Source organism: Mesorhizobium sp. WSM4814, assembly GCF_055811595.1.
Window position 1 is genome coordinate 168634 of the sequence record NZ_JBVVQT010000001.1, and the last position, 18789, is coordinate 187422.

Consider the following 18789-nt stretch of genomic DNA (forward strand, 5'->3'; position numbering starts at 1 on the left):
TTGAACCGTGGAGATACCGCGCCTCGTGAAGGAGCAGATCGCCACGAGCCACAAGAGAAGCAAACGCGATCATGTTCAGATTTCTGCTTGTGCGTATCGCCTCGGCGATTCCTGTCCTCTTCGTCCTGAGCGTCGTGACGTTCGCGATCATCCAGGCCCCGCCGGGCGACTACAGCGACTATGTGCGCTCGCAACTGATCAACCAGGGTGGCGCATCCTTCGAAAAGGCCGACGCCCAGGCGCAGGCCTACAAGGTCGCCCACGGGCTCGATAAGCCCTTGCCCCTCCAGTACGTCAACTGGATCACCGGCATCGTCACCCGCGGCGATTTTGGCCACAGCCTGTTCTACAACAAGCCAGTCGCCGACGTGGTCGGCGAGCGATTGCCCCGCACCCTGGCGCTGGCGCTCGTCTGCCACATACTGGCGTCGGTGATCGGCATCACCTTCGGCGTTCTGGCGGCAACCCGGCAATATTCCTGGGTGGATAGCCTGCTGTCGGGGATCTCGTTTCTCGGCATGACGATACCGCGATTCCTGATGGCGCTGATCATCGTCTATATCCTGGTGTTCCACTTCAATGTCACTGAGATCAACAGCTTCCATTCCGCCCGCTATGGCGGCGCGCCCTGGTCGTGGGGCAAGTTCGTCGACCTGGTCAAGCATGTCTGGCCGGTCATCGCGATCGCCACTTTGGGCGGGCTCGCCTACAACATGCGCGTCATGCGGGGCAATCTTCTCGATACGCTGAACGCCCAATATGTCGAAACGGCTCGGGCCAAGGGCTTGAGCGAGGGCACGGTGGTCATGCGCCACGCTGTGCCGAACGCGCTGCATCCGCTCGTCATGTATCAGGGCGTCGTGCTGCCCTACATGCTGACCGGCGAGATCGAAACCGCGATCATCTTCGCCCTGCCGACGGTCGGCCCGGCCATCGTCGGCTCGATGTGGATCGGCGACGTCTATGTCACGGCGACCTTCATGTTGGTTCTGTCGGTGACCCTGATCGTCGGCAATATCATCGCCGACATGCTGCTTGCAGCGCTCGACCCGCGGGTTCGCCTTGGGGGAGGGACCGACGCATGAAAGCCGACGTCCAATCCATAATCTGCGCCTCCGTGCCGCCGGCCAAAGGCAATGGCAACGAAACCTATACCGCGCTTGTCTGGCGCCGTCTCAAGCGATCCTGGACCGGCATGATAGGGCTGATCCTTGTCTGCCTCCTGATGATCATGACGATATTCGCGGAGTTCTTCGCACCCGTCGATCCGAAGCTGACCGGCGTCGGTTTCGCGCCGCCTCAGACAATCAGCATGACGGATCGGGGCGGGAACTTGTTCTTTCCGCCGCGCAGCTATCCGATTCGTGAAACAGATGAATTCGACCCCGTCACGTTCCAGCCGATCGTAGGCCCCGACTACGAAAACCCGCAGACGCTAGGCTTTTTCGTCAAAGGGTTCGGATACAGGCTTTTCGGACTGATCCCGGCGCAGCGGCATTTCTTCGGCGCCACCGACGGAAGCCCGGTCAATTTCCTCGGCACCGACAAATTCGGCCGCGATGTGCTGTCGCGCATCATCTACGGCTCGCGCATTTCGCTGATGATCGCCCTGACCGTGGTGTTCATCATCACGGTAGTCGGCACGACGGTCGGCATGGTGTCCGGATATTTCGGCGGAAGGTTCGACGCATGGGTACAGCGCTTCGTCGAACTGGTGCTCGCCTTTCCGCAACTGCCGCTTTATCTCGCGCTCACCTCGCTGATTCCGGTGACGGCGCCGACCAATGTCTTCCTCGCGTTCGTCATCGTCGTCATGTCGGCGCTCGGCTGGGCACAGCTGTCGCGCGAAGTTCGAGGCAAGACTCTGGCGCTGGCGCGGATCGACTATGTGCGGGCGGCGATGGCGATCGGCGCAACCGACCGCCGGATCATCTTTCAGCATATTTTTCCCAACGTCATGAGCCACGTCATCGTCGCCGTCACGCTGGCGATCCCCAATGTCGTGCTGCTTGAATCCTTCCTCGGCTTCCTCGGTTTCGCGGTGAAGCCGCCGCTGATCTCCTGGGGGCTGATGCTGCAGGATACCGCGACATACTCCGTCATTGGGTCCTATCCCTGGATCCTTGCCCCCGTGGGTTTCGTGCTGGTCACCGTCTTTGCGTTCAATGCGCTGGGCGATGGTCTTCGCGACGCCGTCGATCCCTATTGAGAAGGCCGGCACCATGGCTCTGACGGAAAAAATCTCGATGGCGCCGGACGAACGTCACGATCATGCGGTGAGGACCGGCAGTCCGATCATCGACGCCCGCAATGTCGCGGTGACGTTCAAGATAGAAGGCGGAACCGTCGACGCGGTCAAGGATGTCTCGTTTCAGCTCTATCGCGGCGAGACCATCGCTGTGGTGGGAGAATCCGGCTCCGGCAAGTCGGTGACGGCGCGCACGGTCATGGGCCTGCTCACCAAGCGCGCCACCGTGGCCGTGCACTCGCGGATCGAATATGATGGGAAGAATGTGCTGAAATTCTCCGACCGGCAGCGCCGGGCGCTGCGCGGCGACCGCATTTCGATGATATTCCAGGAGCCGATGAGCTCGCTCAATCCGGTCTACACGGTCGGCGCGCAGATCATCGAGGCGATCCGCGTTCATCAGAAGATGAGCCGCAGGCAAGCAGCGGAGCGTACGCTGGAGCTGTTGCGGCAGGTGCAGATTCCGGACCCGGAAAGCCGCTTCAACCAATATCCGCACCAGCTTTCAGGCGGTCAGCGCCAGCGCGTCATGATCGCCATGGCGCTCGCCAATAATCCGGATGTACTCATCGCCGACGAACCCACGACGGCACTCGACGTCACCGTGCAGGCGCAGATCCTCAACCTCATCCGTGATCTGCAGCAGAAGCTCGGTATGGCGGTAATCCTGATCACTCACGATCTGACGGTCGTTCGCCAGTTTTCCGACTACGTCTATGTCATGAGCCAGGGCGAGGTGAAGGAGCACAACACCACTGAAGCGCTCTTCAAGAACCCGCAGCATCCCTATACGCGCCATCTTCTGGCGTCCGAACCAAAGGGCATGGCCAATCCGACGCCGGTGGACTCAGCCGTCATTCTCGAGGGCAGCAATGTGCGGGTGTCGTTCATGCTGAAGCATGGCGGGTTCTTCAAGCCGCGGCTCAAGGAACTCGTCGCCGTCGACAGCCTCAGCCTAAAGCTTCACCGGTACGAAACGCTGGGGCTGGTCGGCGAATCCGGGTCCGGCAAGACGACGTTCGGGCAGGCGCTGGTGAAGCTTCTGACGGCCGACGGCGGCGAAATCTTCTTCGACGGCGAACCGATCCACGCAAGGACACGTGACCAGATGCGGCCGCTCAGATCGCGCATGCAGGTCGTCTTTCAGGATCCGTTCTCCTCGCTCAATCCGCGCATGTCGGTCGGCCAGATCATCGAGGAGGGGCTGATCGTCAATCGGCTCGGCGACAACAAAAGTGATCGGTTGCAGCGCGTGGAGCAGGCGCTTGTCAGCGCCGGGCTTCCGCACAACATCCTGTCGCGCTTTCCGCACGAGTTTTCCGGCGGACAGCGCCAGCGCATCGCTATTGCGCGGGCAATCGCACTCGAACCGGAATTCATCCTGCTCGATGAGCCGACATCGGCGCTCGATCTCTCCGTTCAGGCCCAGATCATCGACCTCCTGCGCAAACTGCAGGACGAGCGCGGCCTGAGCTATCTCTTCATTTCCCACGATCTCAAGGTCGTACGCGCGCTTTGTCATCGGGTCGTGGTGATGCAGCACGGTAAAATCGTCGAGGAGGGACCCGTCGACGAGGTTCTTTCCCATCCGAGGACCGCCTACACCGAACGGCTCGTCAAGGCCGCGTTCGAGGTAGCCGCATAAATCGCAGACAAGAGGCGCAATTCATGACGAGACAACCCAAAATCACGTTCATCGGGGCCGGTTCCACCGTCTTCATGAAGAATGTCATCGGCGATGTGCTGCAGCGGCCGTCTCTTTCGGGCGCTACCATCGCGCTGATGGACGTCAATCCGCAGCGCCTGGAAGAAAGCGAGATCGTCGCCGGAAAGCTGGTCAAGACGCTTGGCTCTGCGGCGATCATCGAGACGCATTCCAGCCAGCGCAAGGCCCTAGAAGGCGCGGACTTCGTCGTCGTTGCCTTTCAGATCGGCGGCTACGAGCCCTGCACGGTCACTGATTTCGAGGTGCCGAAGAAATACGGCCTGCGCCAGACGATCGCCGATACGCTCGGCGTTGGCGGCATCATGCGGGGTTTGCGCACCGTTCCGCATCTCTGGAAAATCTGCGAAGACATGATGGCAATCTGCCCCGATGCCATCCTCCTGCAATACGTCAACCCGATGGCGATCAACACCTGGGCGATTGCGGAAAAGTATCCGCTCATCAAGCAGGTCGGTCTCTGCCATTCGGTGCAGGGAACGGCTTTCGAACTCGCCCGAGATCTCGAAATCCCGCTCGAGGAAATCCGTTACCGGGCCGCCGGCATCAACCACATGGCCTTCTACCTGAAATTCGAGCATCGGCAGGCCGATGGCAGCTACCGCGACCTTTATCCGGATCTCGTGCGCGGCTACCGCGACGGGCGATTTCCGAAACCCAGCCACTGGAATCCGCGCTGCCCGAACAAGGTGCGTTACGAGATGCTGACCCGCCTCGGCTATTTCGTCACCGAAAGCTCGGAGCATTTCGCCGAATACACGCCCTATTTCATCAAGGACGGCAGGCCCGATCTGATCGAGAAGTTCGGCATTCCGCTCGATGAATATCCCAAACGCTGCATCGAGCAGATCGAGCGTTGGAAAGGGCAGGCGGCCGCCTACCGGAGCGCCGAGAACATCGAGATCGAGGAGAGCCATGAATATGCTTCCTCGATCATGAACTCGGTCTGGACCGGCGAGCCCTCGGTTATTTACGGCAATGTCCGCAACAATGGCTGCATCACCTCGCTGCCGGAAAATTGCGCGGCCGAAGTGCCGTGCCTGGTCGATGCGTCCGGCATCCAGCCGACCTTCATCGGCACCTTGCCGCCGCAACTGACGGCGCTCATCCGCACCAATGTCAATGTGCAGGAACTGACTGTCGCGGCCTTGATGACGGAAAACCGCGAGCATCTTTATCACGCGGCGATGATGGATCCCCATACCGCCGCTGAGCTCGATCTCGACCAGATCTGGTCGCTGGTCGACGACCTGCTCGCCGCGCACGGCGACTGGATTCCGGAGTGGGCGCGGATCTCGAAAAACGTGCAGGCAGCGTAAGGACGGAACGGTCCTGGTTTGGAGCCGCGATTCTCATCTCAAAAGGCAGACGTCCGGAAAGTGTAGCCGAATGGTCTTTGGCGCCTGGATAAACCGCCTGTCAGCCAACGAAGAGTACCATCGCAGGATGTAGTTTTTTGAGATTTGGCAGCGATTTCGACTGCCAAGGTATTTCCGAGCTTCCCCGGACAATGAGTTGGATCTCTGGATGCTTTCTGACCTCTATGGTAAATTTGGCCAATAAATTGATGCCCGACGAGTTAAGGAACTCCAAGTCTGATACATGTATCGTTATAGTAGTAGGATTGGAGGTAAGGACGTTCATCATTAGCTGCAAAATAGGCGCATAGGCCTCAGAACTGGACAACCTCATTACGCCGTCAAAATAAACATCGCTTCCTTCGTTCCACACGCGATAATTTGTCGTTGTTATGTCCACGATTTTGTCTTCATTTCGTTTTAGTTATAAGTTTCTGATGATACCACAATTGAAGCATATGTTTCCAGGCGAACCTGATCCCTTTCGTCGGCGGGGCTGAAGACCCAAGCCAGGCTCGCGCCATAGTCGCTCATCAACGTCAGCAATCCAAGACCGGAATTTGTTGTCTGAGGGTCCGCGGCATTCTCTTCGATTCGCTGGATCAGGAGATCACCCGGATCGCCGGCTGTGATCTCCGACAGAAGATTTTGAAATTTAGCGGTCGTTTCGACGTCAACAACATTCGAAACCTTGATTTTAAAACTTTCCGATTCTATGGCCGCCTCGATCGTGATCTCGCCTGGCGCACGAAACTTGACCGCATTTTCAATCAGTTCGTTGACTAGATAGCCAATGCTGTGTCGCACTTCCCTGTAGTCGTTGCGAGAAGACTGGAAGCGCAGGGCAAAAACGTCCGCGATGAAGTCCGAAGTAGTTGCGCAATGATGCCAACTCAGGTCGAGAGGTCCATCGAACAATCGCACGCGGCTGACGCTCTCTCTCATTCCAATTGCAAAGTCGGCTGTTCCGAACAGTGTTGTCATTCCTACTTGTGCCTCATGATCACGAGCGTGATGTCGTCGTGGATTTTCTGTGTTCCGATATGGGCCATCAGGTCCTCAATAATTCCAGTTTTGATCTCCTCGGCGCTCCTGCGATGATAGTGGCGCGCACTGTTAGAGAGGCGTATCAAACCGAACAATTTTCCCTCCGGATCTTCCGCCTCGGTCACACCATCCGTGTGGAGCACGATCACATCGCCGCTGTTGAACGGAATGTCGCGCGTTGCGATAAACGGCAAGATGTTGCGTTCGAGGCCGATCGGCAGACCAAGATTGGCGGTATCGATACGCTCGATCTCTCCATTTGCACGAACGACGAGAACCTCCTCATGCTGCCCTGACAGGGTCACCCTCCCATTCTCAAAGTCAAGAAAGGCCAGCGAGAGATGCTTGTCGGTGTTGGTCCGTTCGATATTTTTATAGATGGCTCTGTTCAGTCGATCGAGAAACTGACGTGGATTGTCCTCGCCAGTCTCCTGCAGTGCGCGTGCAACGGATTGAACCATCAGCATCAGCACACCGCTTTCGAGCCCGTGGCCTGTGACATCGCCGATCCCGATCTTGACCCGCGATCCCTCTTGCAAGACGTCGTAGTAGTCGCCGCCGACCTCGTCGGCCGGCCGCATATAAGCGGCGATTTCGACCCCGTGGATGGCTTCGAGTTCGCTGGCTCTCGGCAGAACCATCATCTGGATATGTTTGGCAACTGCAAGCTCTGCACCAAGGCGCAGGTTCTCATCTCGCAATTTGCTGTTGAGGGCGGAAATCTCCTGATTTGCGTCTTCAAGCTCCTTCGTTCTTTCATCGACGATTTGCTCGAGATTTTCCGTATGGAAGCTGATCTCCTCCGCCATCCGGTTGAACGCGACCCCCACCTCTCCCACTTCGTCATGCGTCGGAATGCTTACTCGAACTGAATAGTCTTGTGCCTGGAGCCGCTTTGCGGCTGCTGCAAGCGCGCTGAGGCCTGCGGTGATCCGCTTTGAGATTCCGAAGACAGCCGCAAAGACAATCAGGAGCGAAATGATAATTGCGATGATCTGGGAGACCAGGATCCGGTTGGTCGCGCTGGAAATGCTCTGTTGCGCTGCAAGTAGGGAAGCATAGATTTCCCGCTCCGGGACGACGAAGCCGAGCATCTGGTTTTCGGCTGTGATGGACCCCGTGCTATTCCAGAGATTGACTGCCTCCAGTCGGCGAAGCGCGACGATGTGAGGTTCGGCTTCGCCATCCTCCTCCCAAATCGAAATATGCTTGATGACCGTCTTGTCGTCGGCAGGAAGTTCGAGCGCCGCAACGGCCGAATGCGTACTCTTTTTGAGCGAGCGATCGAGTCCGGTAACGCCTTGACCCGCCGCACCGCTTGCAATCTTGAGCCCGAGCGTTTTCTCGCCTTCGGGCTTGATCGCGAGCACATTGCCATTCGACATGGTGAGAAAACCGAAGCCCGTCTCAGCGACCTTCACGCTTTCGACGATTTCAGCGAGTTGATCGAGCGTTACGTCGGAAGCGACCATGCCGGCGACATCCTTGCGGTCCTTCGTCCAGAGCGGATGGAAGAAACTCACTATGAGCTTACCGGTAATCGCATCGATATATGGGGCAGTCGCCGTGATGTCATCGCCTTTTACGGGACGCGAATTCGGGTCCCTGATCCACCCCTGCCAGCGCTCATAGACGCCAGGAAAGAAGAAATCCCAGAAATTTGCGTTGTTGTGGCCCGGATAGAGCTTGTCGAAGGTTTGCGCCTGATCGGAGTAAGGAGTCGTGCGCATGATAGGTGCTGCCTTCGGTCCAACGTAATAGACCTGCAACTTCCTGGCGCCTGTTGCCATTTGGCTTGGGCCAAAAATGTCGAACGCCGCACTCTCCTGAATTTTGTGGAGAATTTCGGGCTTCGGTCGGCCATCGGGGGAGAGAAGATATCCCCAGATACTCAAGACCGAAGGCGACCCTTGTGGGCTCTGCATCCAGTTTCCCTTGGGGTCATGTACAAGCGGCGCATTGAAATAGGAGTCCGTCGCCAGCGCGTTGCCGATAGCCTCCTTCGCCTCTGGATGATCGATCAGTCTCTGCATGGAGCCTGCAAGTGCGGTAACCTCGGAGTGCATTTGGTCGAACAGGAGATCGGCGCGCAGAGCAGTCGTCTCGATATAATTCTGGAGGTATTCCTGGCTCGCCTTGGTGAGGCCGCTCTCGATCTGGTACGTCGCGTCGCGGGAAAGCCGGTTGACGTTCCAAAGGGCCACGCTCCCACCGACCAGGAGGTCGAAGAGCACCGCCCCGCCTACAACGATTATGAATTTCGCGCGGAAGCTGTTAGGCCGGAAAACGGACCAGGGTTTGCGGGAAATGGCATGCGACTCGCTCACAGTGGCTTACGTCCCGATGCAACCCAGATTGGCCAGCCGGCGTATCCCTTGGGGTGGAGCGCAGCGAAAATGTGATCCTGGAAACCCTGTCGGAACCGTCTGATGAACGCCGGCGGGTCACCTCGCTTTGTCGCCATCTCGCCTGCATAGACGTTCTCCCATGCCGCGACGACATCTGCGAAGTCCTGCGGATCGCCGTCGTGGTTAGTGACCACGAAAGACTCGACTCGAATGTCTTCGAACCCCGCCTCGACCAGGTATCGACGGCTTTTGGGGCCAAGCTCGATATCCATCTGGAAGTGCGCCCAAAGCTTGGCGACTTCACTATAGGTCCACTGGATGCTATCGGCGCGCGGTTCGCCCAGACAGTGCGAGTTCTTTTCATTCGTGATGTAGACGCGTCCGCCCGGCTTGCAGATGCGAAAGAGTTCCTTGAGAATCAGTTCGGGCTTGTTGAACACCTGCAGGGAGTGTCGGCATGTGACCAAGTCAAACTGATCTTGGTCGAGCAGCATTTCTGACGCGTCGCCATAGGTGTATTCAATTCCTCCGATATCGAACGCCGCAGCCACGCTTCGCGCATAAGCAAGGCTTGACCTGGAATGGTCGAGAGCGACAATCCGTGACGGCTGAAATTCTTTCTGCACGAGTACGGCGAAATCACCAATTCCGCAACAGATGTCGGCCATGATGATACCGGGTTGCATGCCGTGTCGCGGCAAGATTGTGCGCTCGTGGCGCCAAGTCATCTTCGTCTGTGTGCGGAGGATCGGAATGAACCCGCCTTCTTCGAGGAAGCTCTGCCCCGGATAGAAATCACTGTCATACTCTTGAACCGTGATGTTCGCTTCGATTCCGTTCAGGCGCCCGAATTTTCTGGTCGTCCACCCGACAACGCTTGACGTTACGAGTACGAACCTGAGATCTGGTCGAGCGCGACAGGCGTCAATAATGACCCGCGAGAAAGCATGAAATGCGGTGTTGTTCATTTGCGTCAATCGTTTGACGTTTACGTACAGGGTACCGCGTACACGAGCGATTGATTCCTTCAACAGGGCAATGCTGGGCGCAAGCTCATCGATCGACTGGGGCCGCAGTATTCCCGATATCGAGAACTCCTGATCGTTTACATCGTATTGCGCTCTGAAACGGGGGAAAAGGTTGTACGCGCTCAACTTGGCATGCCCTCAAGCGGAAGATCGACGACAAGGGTGATGATATCAGCGCCGACTTGCTCGACTCGAAGGGTCGCGTTGTAGTCGATGACGAGTTCCAGGAGAACGACTTCACGACTGGGCGCGAGGTCTCCGGACACTGAGTTGAGATAGCGCTCCATTGCCTCGGATCCCGTAATTTGAAACACCGCTTCTTCAAAGAATTGTCGTTCTTCGGGAATGCAAGGGAATGTCAGTTCGATCCTGTCCGTCTCACCCCGGCGTGACACCCTACAGGCTATTTCACCGCCGTAATGCCGCGTACGAAAGGCGACCTCCAATAATTCGTTCAACGCGGAGGAAAAGAGGTTTGAATGCCGTACGGAGTCAGGTCTGTTATGGCTGATCATTCGCGCCGAGTAAGTCGAGAGTTGATCGCAGAGTATCCAATCAGACATAAAAGTTTTGACGTCCAAATCGATCTGGATCATTGTCTCAAAGACTGCTTCGCCATCTTCGTCATGAGAAGCAATGTTCATTGGCGTTCCTCACTCGTTTCTGGCTGCATTTTAGTCGAGCGGTGCGACGAACCCTTCCCGGACGGCAGTTGACCTGTCTCTGGAAATCCATATCGCTCTGCCTCGCTTCCCTCAGGTTCGTCCACGCCGCTATGCATGGGGCCGGACGCTGGATCGCCAGATTTCGTCCCCACTTTCGCGTATTAGTTCCTTGGAAGATCGCCTGATGAAATCGCGCGTCGCCTCGGCTCCGAGTGGCCGTCCCAGGAAATCGCCCTGGAGGTAATCACAGTTTTCCCTGATCAGCCATTGTGCCTGTCCCGGCGTTTCAACTCCCTCCGCGGTGACGCTTATCCCCAAGCCGTGCGCCATGCCTATGATCGATCGCACGATCGTCTGACTTTTTCGATCGGTTTCTAAGTCTTTTATGAAGTATCGATCTATCTTCAAAGTGTCGAACGGGAAGTTCTTAAGGTAACTCAACGAGGAGTAGTAGGTGCCGAAATCGTCTAGCGCGATCCTTATCCCGAGGACATTCAGGGTATTCAGTGTGTCAATGTTGTCGACGGTTTGCTCGAGAAGAACGGTTTCGGTAATCTCGAGCTCAAGCCGGTCGGCGCGGATTCCGACTGCGTCGACGATCTGAGCAACCGTGTCCGTGAGCGAACCGCTCAGGAACTGCGCCGGCGACAGGTTCACGGCGACCGTCAGTGAAGACGGCCATCTCGTTGCTTGGCGGCAGGCTTCTTCGATCACCCATCGTCCAATCTCGTCCATGAGACCGTCGGCTTCGGCGATCGGTATGAACACGCTCGGAGGAATGGTCCCGACTTCGGGATGCCGCCATCGCAGCAGCGCTTCGAAGCCCACGACCGACTCGGGTGCCCGAATGAGCGGTTGATATTCAAGATAAAGCTCGTTCCGGTCCAGCGCCATTCGAAGACTGCGCCTCAGGTTTTCACGCTGTTCGAGCAGGAGCTGCATCGAGCGATTGAAAATTCGCGCACAGCCGCGTCCGTCTCTTTTGGCTGCATAAAGGGCGATATCCGCGGCCTTCATCAACTGCTCGCCCTCGGTCGCGTGTCCCGGTCCGAATGCAATTCCGATGCTCGCGCCGACGAAGACGGGGATGTCGTTGATCATAAACGGCGCCTTGAATGCTTCAATTAACGCCCCCGCGAGGCGTTCCGCTTCGGCGGGCTGTTCCGTACGCGATTGAATGACGGCGAACTCGTCTCCAGCTAACCGGTATGCGCGTTCGCCGTCCTGCAGCGTGTCCCGGATCCGGCCTGCTGCCAGTTGAAGCAACGTATCGCCCGTGCCATGGCCGAGTGTGTCATTGACCGCTTTGAAACCGTCAAGGTCGATTTGCAGCAGGGCAGTGGCATTTGGCTCATCGACCACCGACAGAGCTTGTTGCAGGTTTTCGCTGAACCCCCGCCGGTTCTGCAATCCGGTTAATGCGTCGTGCGTCGCCTGATGAAGGAGCATCATACGCTCTTGCTCTTCCGGTGAGCCCCGCCCGCCCCGCTCCCTTTCTCTGGATTCAATGATTCCAATTCCATTCGCAGCGCCGAAAACGACAGCGGAACGGGGCGCCTCCCCCAGCGATCGCTGGAGATTGACATTTATTGGAGTGCCGCCGCGCAGCACGCGAACAAATTTTTCGATGAGCTCAGTGTCGACGTTCGGATAAATCTCCCTCAGAGCGACGCCCGCAACCAGCGGGCGGCTGTGGATGCTTTTGAGGTTGGTTGCGTAGTGCGTCAGGCGGAAGTCCTGATCATAGAACGACACACCATCAGTCGTGTTCGCCAAAAAGTCCAGGAGACGCGCTTCGCTGATGGAGGACGGATGACTCGGTGAAAGCTCTTCCCTGTTCGCTCCGGCACCCTGTGCTTTCGGACGTAAGAGCCACTTCCAAAGGCGGTACAAAATCCGCATCTCCTCATCCCTACGGTGAAGCTAGCAAACCATAAGGCTAGTTGCAAACCTATAGGTTGCGGCGGTGCTTGCGGGCAAGTCATAGAGACGCCATTGGCGGAACCGTTGGCGGGAACGCAAAGATTGTGCCCGCGGATGGGCCGGACCGAAGATCCAAAAGGCTCCCCAGCTTCGGAGAATGATGGACATTCGGAGAGCAGATTGAATGGGAAGGTTGTTTCCGCTCTCCCCAGCTTTCGGCCGCACATCCCGCAAACGCTGGGCTTCCGGGAGCCATGAAGGGGCCGGAGAATTGTTGGGCAATTTTGAAGGTGGTAGCGGGAGAGCGCTACCGCCTTTCCCCACATTCAGAGAACGGCCAGTTCAGGCTTCGCTGCACTGGCTGAGCAATTTGCGCCGTTCATTCTAAGGCAGCCGTTGGCCTTGCGCTGCAATGCGCGAGGCCGACGGTGTCCTGAAATGGACTTGGCGCACGCGTGATCGAGCGTGCCCGCGGGATCAAGATTTTCCTTGCGGGCGGCGAACCTGCTATGCGGTTGCCTATTCGTAGACGAGGCCTTTGCGCCGCAGGCGCTCGCGCATTTCGTTGACATCGAGACTGAGCTTGCCGGCGGCATAGAGACTGCGCTTTTCTTCTTCCATCGCCTCGCGCCTGCGGGCGGTTTCGAGAACCCTTCCCGCGGCTTCGCGCGGCACAACGCACACGCCGTCATCATCGGCCACGATGACGTCGCCCGGCTGGATGTGGGCGCCGGCGCAGACGATCGGCACCTGGACGTTGCCAAGCGTCTCCTTGACCGTCCCTTGTGCGCTGATCGCCTTCGACCAGACCGGGAAGGCCATGGAGCGCAGGGTCGAGATATCGCGCACGCCAGCATCGATGATGAGGCCCCTGATGCCTTGCGCCTTGGCCGATTCGGCCAGCAGGTCGCCGAAATAGCCGTCCTCGCAAGGCGAGGTCGGGGTGACGACCAGGATGTCGCCTGGCCGCGCCTGTTCCAGCGCGACGTGGATCATCCAGTTGTCGCCCGGTGCGACTTCACAGGTCAGCGCGTTGCCGCCAATCCTGGCGCCATCATAGATGGGCCGCAGGCGCGCGGCGAGCAGGCCAGTCCGCCCATGTGCCTCGTGAACCGTGGCCACGCCAAGTTGGCCAAGAGCATCACAGGTTTCGATCTGCGTGCGCTCGGTCTTGGTTACGACTTTGCCCATAAGTGTTCTCCCGGAATGATGATGTGCGGCACCAGGCGCCGCACCCGAACAGTGCTCATCGGCTGGTCTAGCGCCCTTGTGCCTTCAGCCGCGCATCCAGCCTCGGATAGACCTTTCGGACATTGCCTTCGAACACGGCGTGGCGTTCGACCTCACCGAGCGAAAGTGCGTCGATGTAGCGCCGCGTATCGTCGAAGGCGAAGCCGGTTTCTGGATCGATGGCCTTGACCGCCCCGAGCAATTCGGACCCAAACAGGATGTTGGCCGGACCAACGACGCGGAACAGCGTATCGATACCCGCCTGATGATAGACGCAGCTGTCGAAGAAGACGTTGCGCATCAGGTGCTCGGCCAGTCCGGGTCTGTCCAACATCATCGCCAGGCCGCGATAACGTCCCCAATGATAGGGCGCCGCACCACCGCCATGCGGAATGATCAGTTTGAGATCCGAAAACGCGCTGAACAGGTCGCCCTGGATCAGTTGCATGAACACGGCGGTGTCCGCATTGATGTAGTGCGCGCCGGTGGTATGCAGGCAGGCGCTGCACGAGCCGGAGACGTGGATCATGGCCGGCACCTGCAGCTCGATCATCTTTTCGAAGAGGGGATACCAGTAGCGGTCGTGGATCGGCGGCGCCGACCAGAAGCCGCCGGACGGATCGGGGTTGAGGTTGCACCCGACAAAGCCGAGCTCGACGACGCAACGCTCGAGCTCTTCAAGGACCGGCTTCAGGTCACCGCTCATCGATTGCGGCAGTTGGCATACGCCGGCGAAGTTGGTCGGGAACATGTCGACGATGCGTGCGATCAGATCGTTGGAGATGTGCGACCATTCGGCATTGTTCTCTGCGCTGCCGATATGGTGGCCCATGCCCGAAGCCCGCGGCGACAGGATGGTCAGGTCCGTGCCTCGCTCGCGCTGCAGGCGCAATTGGTTCTGCTCGATCGTCGCCCTGAGCATTTCGTCGGCGATGCCGGGATAGGCGGGCATGGCGTCGCGCCTGCCTTCGACGAACTCGACCTGCGCCTTGCGAAAGGCGTGATGCCCCGTCGGTTCGCTCGTGTAGTGGCCGTGGCAGTCGATGATCATTTCGTTCTCTTCACGCACAATTTGACGCATCGTCGATCCGCTGCGCCGTTCCGCGGTTCCCGGCAAGCGGCGGACGGTGAGGTCCGCCAGATGTCCCCCTAGGGTTCGAGCACGTAGCTGGTGAAGCCGCCGTCACCGGAGGCGACGCCATTGATGGCCTCGTTGATCTGCTCGAGCGGATACGTCCGCGCCTCCAGCACCGAAAGATCGATCGCGCCGGAGCGGACCATATCGGCGATCTCCATGCCCTCGGCCGTGGTCAGCCAGGCTGAGCCGAGAAGCTCCATCGAATTGTCCATCCACCATTTGGTGTTGAACAGCATGTCGCTGCCGGTGCCGCCGATGTTGACGATGCGGCCGCCGCGTTTGACGCCCATCATCGCGTCCTTCATGGCGTTGACATCGGCCACCGCACCGAGGCAATCGAGCATGAAGTCGGCGCCGAGACCGCCGGTCTGCGAGCGGACCCAGTCGGCGACCTTCCCGTCCTGGTTGGAGAAAGTCTGGATCCGGTTCGGGGCAAGCTGCTTCAGCCGCTCGAGCAGGGGCTTGCCGCGTGCTACCGCGTAGATCGTCGAGACGCCCATGGCGAGCGCGAAGAGTGTCGCGCCGACGCCCAGCGTGCCGGTCGCACCATTGATGATCAGCGATCTGCCGGCCGGTACGCCGAACTTCTTGAGCGCGGAATAGGCCGTGCCGAGGTAGCCCATGCGGGCCGCCTGCGGATAGGTCATGTTGTCGGGGATCTTGACGATCGCATTCTGCGGCGCGCGCATGAACTGGGCGAAGCCGCCTTCCGGATAACGCTTGTAGATTTCCAGGCTGTTCCTGTTGAAGCCGAAATAGCCGTTGAAGGTAAAGTATTCGCACTTCGCCTGATGGCAGCTGACACAGGCATGACACGCGCCGCAGGAGCGCAACGGATTCACATACACGCGGTCGCCGGGCTTGATCGCCACGACCTGCTCACCGACCTGATGCACGATGCCCGCGGGGTCGAGGCCGAAGATCGCCGGCTTCATCGGCAACGGCTGATGCGGATACCAGGTTTCCCAGTTGTTCAGCACGTTGGCGAGATTGGGTACCATCCCGCAGGCCTTGACCTCGACGACCACATCCGTGCCGGACGCCACCGGCTTCGCCACGTCCTCAACACGCATCGGCTCGTTCACGGCGTGAAGCCGTGCCGCCCGCATCATGATCGTCATCGTCTGTTCCTCCCAATTGACCGGATCGCGGAGATGCCGCGTTGACATTCCTCCTAGACTGTGGATACCGTATAGTATCTGGATTGGGTGACGCAAGAGCCATTTTCCAAGGGCGACAGCATTTGGGGAAAATGTCCGGCGAACGCCGCGCCGGTTGGGTTGGCGACGAACACTTTCGCTCCGCTGGCTGGGAGAACGTCGCCGCAAACGACAATCAGGAACGGGAGGACGGGCCGGGCGGTCCGATCGACGTTCTACATGGAGGAATCAGTGCCGGAGTTCATGCTAACGCCAATCGATCTCCTGCGCATTCTGTGCGGGATCTGGTTCATTCCGCATTTCATCGGAAAGATCAGGAACTTCGAAAAGGCGACAAAGACGTTCGAGGCCGCCGGGCTGAAGCCAGGAAAGCCCTTCATCGTGCTGACGGTTGCGCTGGAGTTCGTTGCCGCCGTTGGAATGGTGTTCGGCATCTATCCGCGATGGGCTGCGGCGTGCGGCGTGGCCGTCTTGCTGGGCGCAGCCTATGCCGTGGTGCGCATCAATGGCCCGCGTTGGCGCTGGCAGTTGATGGGTCCCGAATACCCGATTTTTTGGGCGCTTGCCTGTATTGTTTCGGCCTTCTAAATTTCGGCCGATTCGGATACCAAGGGTATCTCAATGAATGGCTTGGAGGATAGCGGATGCCGCGACTGACGCGCGAACAGAGCCAGGCTCTGACTCGTGAGAAGCTTTTGCTGTCGGCGAGCGATGTCGTGGCTCGCGATGGTTACTCCGGCGCCACCATCGAACGTATCGCGGAAGAAGCCGGCTATTCGAAGGGCGCCTTCTATTCGAACTTCGAGAACAAGGAAGACATCTTCCTTCAATTGCTCGAGCGCCATGCCGGTGGCGACGTGGTCGAACTCACCGGCCTGCTCGACGGCTACGACGACCCGAAAAAGATCATCGATGCGATGTGCGATTGGGCCAACCAGAGAGCGAAGGACAAGCGCTGGGGAACGCTTGCAATCGACCTGTTGCGGATCGCCCGCCGCGACAACACACTGGAAGAGCGGCATCTGCGCCTGTTCAAGGACCAGTGGGAAGGTCTGGGCAAGCTGCTGTCGGCAAAGCTTTTTCCCTATGGCGGTTCCGATATCGAACCACTCTATGTGGGCGGCGTCGTTCTGGAACTCATCTATGGCGGCCTCTCCAGCTTCATGAAGGACGATTCACCGGGCGAGATGGTGCGGGCGACGCTCACCTCGATGCATCTGGCCCACCTCTATCGCCACATGAAGCAGCCAGCCCGCAAATAAGGCGCTTCCGATTCGCACCGGCCAGTTCCGGCTCGCAGTCGAGGCCCGTTCAGGCGCGCGACGCAAGCACACGTCATTTGTCGGGTGCCGCCACCAGCATCATCTGGAGTTGACACACGAGCTGCTCGGTCCCCCGCGTGTCCGCGGCCGTACCGAAGACCACATGGTCCGGCCGCACCAGGGCGGCGCGCGCGCCCTTCGCGGTTAGCCAGTCGGCGAGAACGCGGTCCTCTTCCACCAACAGCGAAGGGCAGGATTTCTCCTGCGCCACGCGATGCACGGCAATGCCCACCTGTCGCGCCTTGTCCAGGAGGGTGGGCGAGGGGTCCATGTCGCCAGCGATGAGAAGCTGGAACCCTGGCGGCAACGCATCGTCGAGCCGCTTCCGGCCGAAAGGCCCGATAATCCAGGGTTGAGGACATGGCTCACCGGCGCGAGGGCTCGGCGAGCCATCGATGTTGCTGGCGACAAGTCCATGACGGATGGGCGGAAAGAGGTTCTGCCGGATCTGAACACCTTGGCCCATGCGCATGGCCGCGGCCATCTCGGCATCGCGCGCCTGAGCCTTGTCCGGATCCCGCTCGCAGATGAACTGTCCAAGCCGCTTGGTGATGTCGATGACTTCGCGCATGAACGGTCTGCGCTCGGCCTGGTAGGTGCCGAGGAGGTGCTCCGATCCGCTGCCGATCGCATGGGCCAGCTTCCAAGCGAGATTGGCTGCATCCTTGATGCCTTGCACCATTCCCTGCGCGAGAAAAGGCGGGGTCATGTGGCAGGCATCGCCGGCTAGAAAGACGCTGCCCACGCGCCACTGCTCCGCAACAAGGGCGTGGAAGTTGTAGGTCGCCGAGCGCCACAGCCTGGCCTGGTCCGGCCGAAGCCAGGGCGAAAGCAATTGCCAGATACGTTCCGGGCGGTTGACCTCCGCCGGATCTTCATCCGGCAGGATCATGAACTCCCAGCGGCGTAGCTGGTCAGGCCCACACACATACGTGTGCGGCCTCGCGGGATTGCAGAACTGGACGTTGGTCTCTGGCAATGGCGCCTGCTGGTCCTCCAGTATCATGTCCACCACGAGCCAGGGTTCGTCGAAGTCGAGGTCCTCCAGCGCGACGCCGAGCCCGCGCCGTGTGAAGCTGTTCGCGCCGTCGCAACCGACGACATAGCGGGGCGCGCGCCTTGTGCGCTCGCCGCTCGCCTTGTCGTGCAAGGTCAGGATCGGTCTATCGGGGTTCTCAAGGCCGACGAGTTCCGTTGCCGTGCGCAGCGTCAGGTGGGGGAACTTCTTGCCATTGGCGCGCAGAGCCCTTTCGAGATCCGGCTGAAGGAAAGTCAGATAGGGCGGCCAGGCAAGCGGGTAGGGCTGGGCAGGGGACTCGAACCGGCGCAACAGGGTTCCATCGGCGGACCTATATTCCGACGGGCGATAGTGCCCCGTCGCTGCGGCCACGGCGTCGGCCGCGCCGATGTTCTGGAAGATCCGCATCACCTCGTGGTCCATGCCGATCGCGCGAGGCAGTGCATAGACGTCGTCAGCGGCGTCTATGCCTTCCACCCTGACGCCTGCTGCCGCAAGAAGATTGCACAAGGTGATGCCGACCGGGCCGAGCCCGACCACCACGACGTCCGCCTCATCTTGCGTCATCAGTGAGACCCCCC

Annotated in this window: 16 protein-coding genes; 6 read left to right on the plus strand and 10 right to left on the minus strand. The window is 59.2% G+C overall.

Annotated features, from left to right (window positions below):
- The first annotated feature begins 71 nt into the window (after positions 1-71).
- The 4 genes from AC0L2V_RS00690 to melA are packed head-to-tail and all read left to right on the plus strand — an operon-like array spanning position 72 to position 5290.
- Positions 72-1085: an ABC transporter permease gene (locus AC0L2V_RS00690; protein WP_473508197.1), complete on the plus strand. Its 1014-nt coding sequence runs from the start codon at positions 72-74 to the stop codon at positions 1083-1085.
- The gene (locus AC0L2V_RS00695; protein WP_473508198.1) at positions 1082-2209 is read left to right on the plus strand and encodes an ABC transporter permease; all 1128 of its coding nucleotides are present in this window, start codon (positions 1082-1084) and stop codon (positions 2207-2209) included. Before AC0L2V_RS00690 ends, AC0L2V_RS00695 begins: the two co-directional genes overlap by 4 nt.
- Positions 2210-2222: 13 nt before the next feature.
- Positions 2223-3893, plus strand: coding sequence for an ABC transporter ATP-binding protein (locus AC0L2V_RS00700; protein WP_473508199.1), 1671 nt, complete (start codon positions 2223-2225; stop codon positions 3891-3893).
- 23 nt (positions 3894-3916) lie between these two features.
- Entirely contained in the window at positions 3917-5290 is a 1374-nt protein-coding gene (gene melA, locus AC0L2V_RS00705; RefSeq protein ID WP_473508200.1) for an alpha-galactosidase, read from the plus strand.
- Between the two features lie 100 nt (positions 5291-5390).
- Here the strand turns inward: melA and AC0L2V_RS00710 are convergent, their stop codons facing one another.
- From AC0L2V_RS00710 to AC0L2V_RS00750, 9 genes are all read right to left on the minus strand, one after another.
- Complete coding sequence (locus AC0L2V_RS00710) at positions 5391-5729, minus strand: slr1659 superfamily regulator (protein ID WP_023797948.1); 339 nt, start codon at positions 5727-5729, stop codon at positions 5391-5393.
- 20 nt (positions 5730-5749) lie between these two features.
- Positions 5750-6313: a slr1658 superfamily regulator gene (locus AC0L2V_RS00715; RefSeq protein WP_473508201.1), complete on the minus strand. Its 564-nt coding sequence runs from the start codon at positions 6311-6313 to the stop codon at positions 5750-5752.
- A 2-nt stretch (positions 6314-6315) separates the two neighbouring features.
- Positions 6316-8703 carry a SpoIIE family protein phosphatase gene (locus AC0L2V_RS00720; RefSeq protein WP_473519156.1) on the minus strand — a complete coding sequence of 796 codons (2388 nt, stop codon included), beginning with the start codon at positions 8701-8703 and terminating at the stop codon, positions 6316-6318.
- The gene (locus tag AC0L2V_RS00725; RefSeq protein WP_473508202.1) at positions 8700-9878 is read right to left on the minus strand and encodes a methyltransferase domain-containing protein; all 1179 of its coding nucleotides are present in this window, start codon (positions 9876-9878) and stop codon (positions 8700-8702) included. The genes AC0L2V_RS00720 and AC0L2V_RS00725 overlap by 4 nt, the downstream gene beginning before the upstream one ends.
- Complete coding sequence (locus AC0L2V_RS00730) at positions 9875-10396, minus strand: ubiquinone biosynthesis methyltransferase UbiE (RefSeq protein WP_167366450.1); 522 nt, start codon at positions 10394-10396, stop codon at positions 9875-9877. The genes AC0L2V_RS00725 and AC0L2V_RS00730 overlap by 4 nt, the downstream gene beginning before the upstream one ends.
- Positions 10397-10525: 129 nt before the next feature.
- The gene (locus AC0L2V_RS00735) at positions 10526-12319 is read right to left on the minus strand and encodes a putative bifunctional diguanylate cyclase/phosphodiesterase (protein WP_473508204.1); all 1794 of its coding nucleotides are present in this window, start codon (positions 12317-12319) and stop codon (positions 10526-10528) included.
- A 540-nt stretch (positions 12320-12859) separates the two neighbouring features.
- Positions 12860-13531, minus strand: a complete 672-nt coding sequence (locus AC0L2V_RS00740; RefSeq protein ID WP_473508205.1) for a 4-carboxy-4-hydroxy-2-oxoadipate aldolase/oxaloacetate decarboxylase — start codon at positions 13529-13531, stop codon at positions 12860-12862.
- Positions 13532-13598: 67 nt separating this feature from the next.
- A complete protein-coding gene (locus tag AC0L2V_RS00745; protein WP_473508206.1) occupies positions 13599-14621 on the minus strand; it encodes an amidohydrolase family protein in 1023 nt (340 codons plus the stop codon).
- 98 nt (positions 14622-14719) lie between these two features.
- Positions 14720-15829, minus strand: coding sequence for an alcohol dehydrogenase catalytic domain-containing protein (locus AC0L2V_RS00750; RefSeq protein ID WP_473519390.1), 1110 nt, complete (start codon positions 15827-15829; stop codon positions 14720-14722).
- A gap of 270 nt (positions 15830-16099) precedes the next feature.
- Between AC0L2V_RS00750 and AC0L2V_RS00755 the strand changes: the two genes are divergently transcribed.
- Together AC0L2V_RS00755 and AC0L2V_RS00760 are read left to right on the plus strand one after the other, a co-directional pair.
- Complete coding sequence (locus AC0L2V_RS00755) at positions 16100-16456, plus strand: DoxX family protein (protein ID WP_419694531.1); 357 nt, start codon at positions 16100-16102, stop codon at positions 16454-16456.
- Between the two features lie 56 nt (positions 16457-16512).
- Positions 16513-17130: a TetR/AcrR family transcriptional regulator gene (locus AC0L2V_RS00760; RefSeq protein ID WP_473508208.1), complete on the plus strand. Its 618-nt coding sequence runs from the start codon at positions 16513-16515 to the stop codon at positions 17128-17130.
- Positions 17131-17203: 73 nt separating this feature from the next.
- Here AC0L2V_RS00760 and AC0L2V_RS00765 read toward each other — a convergent pair whose 3' ends face one another.
- Positions 17204-18775: a bifunctional 3-(3-hydroxy-phenyl)propionate/3-hydroxycinnamic acid hydroxylase gene (locus tag AC0L2V_RS00765; protein ID WP_473508209.1), complete on the minus strand. Its 1572-nt coding sequence runs from the start codon at positions 18773-18775 to the stop codon at positions 17204-17206.
- Positions 18776-18789 lie beyond the last annotated feature (14 nt).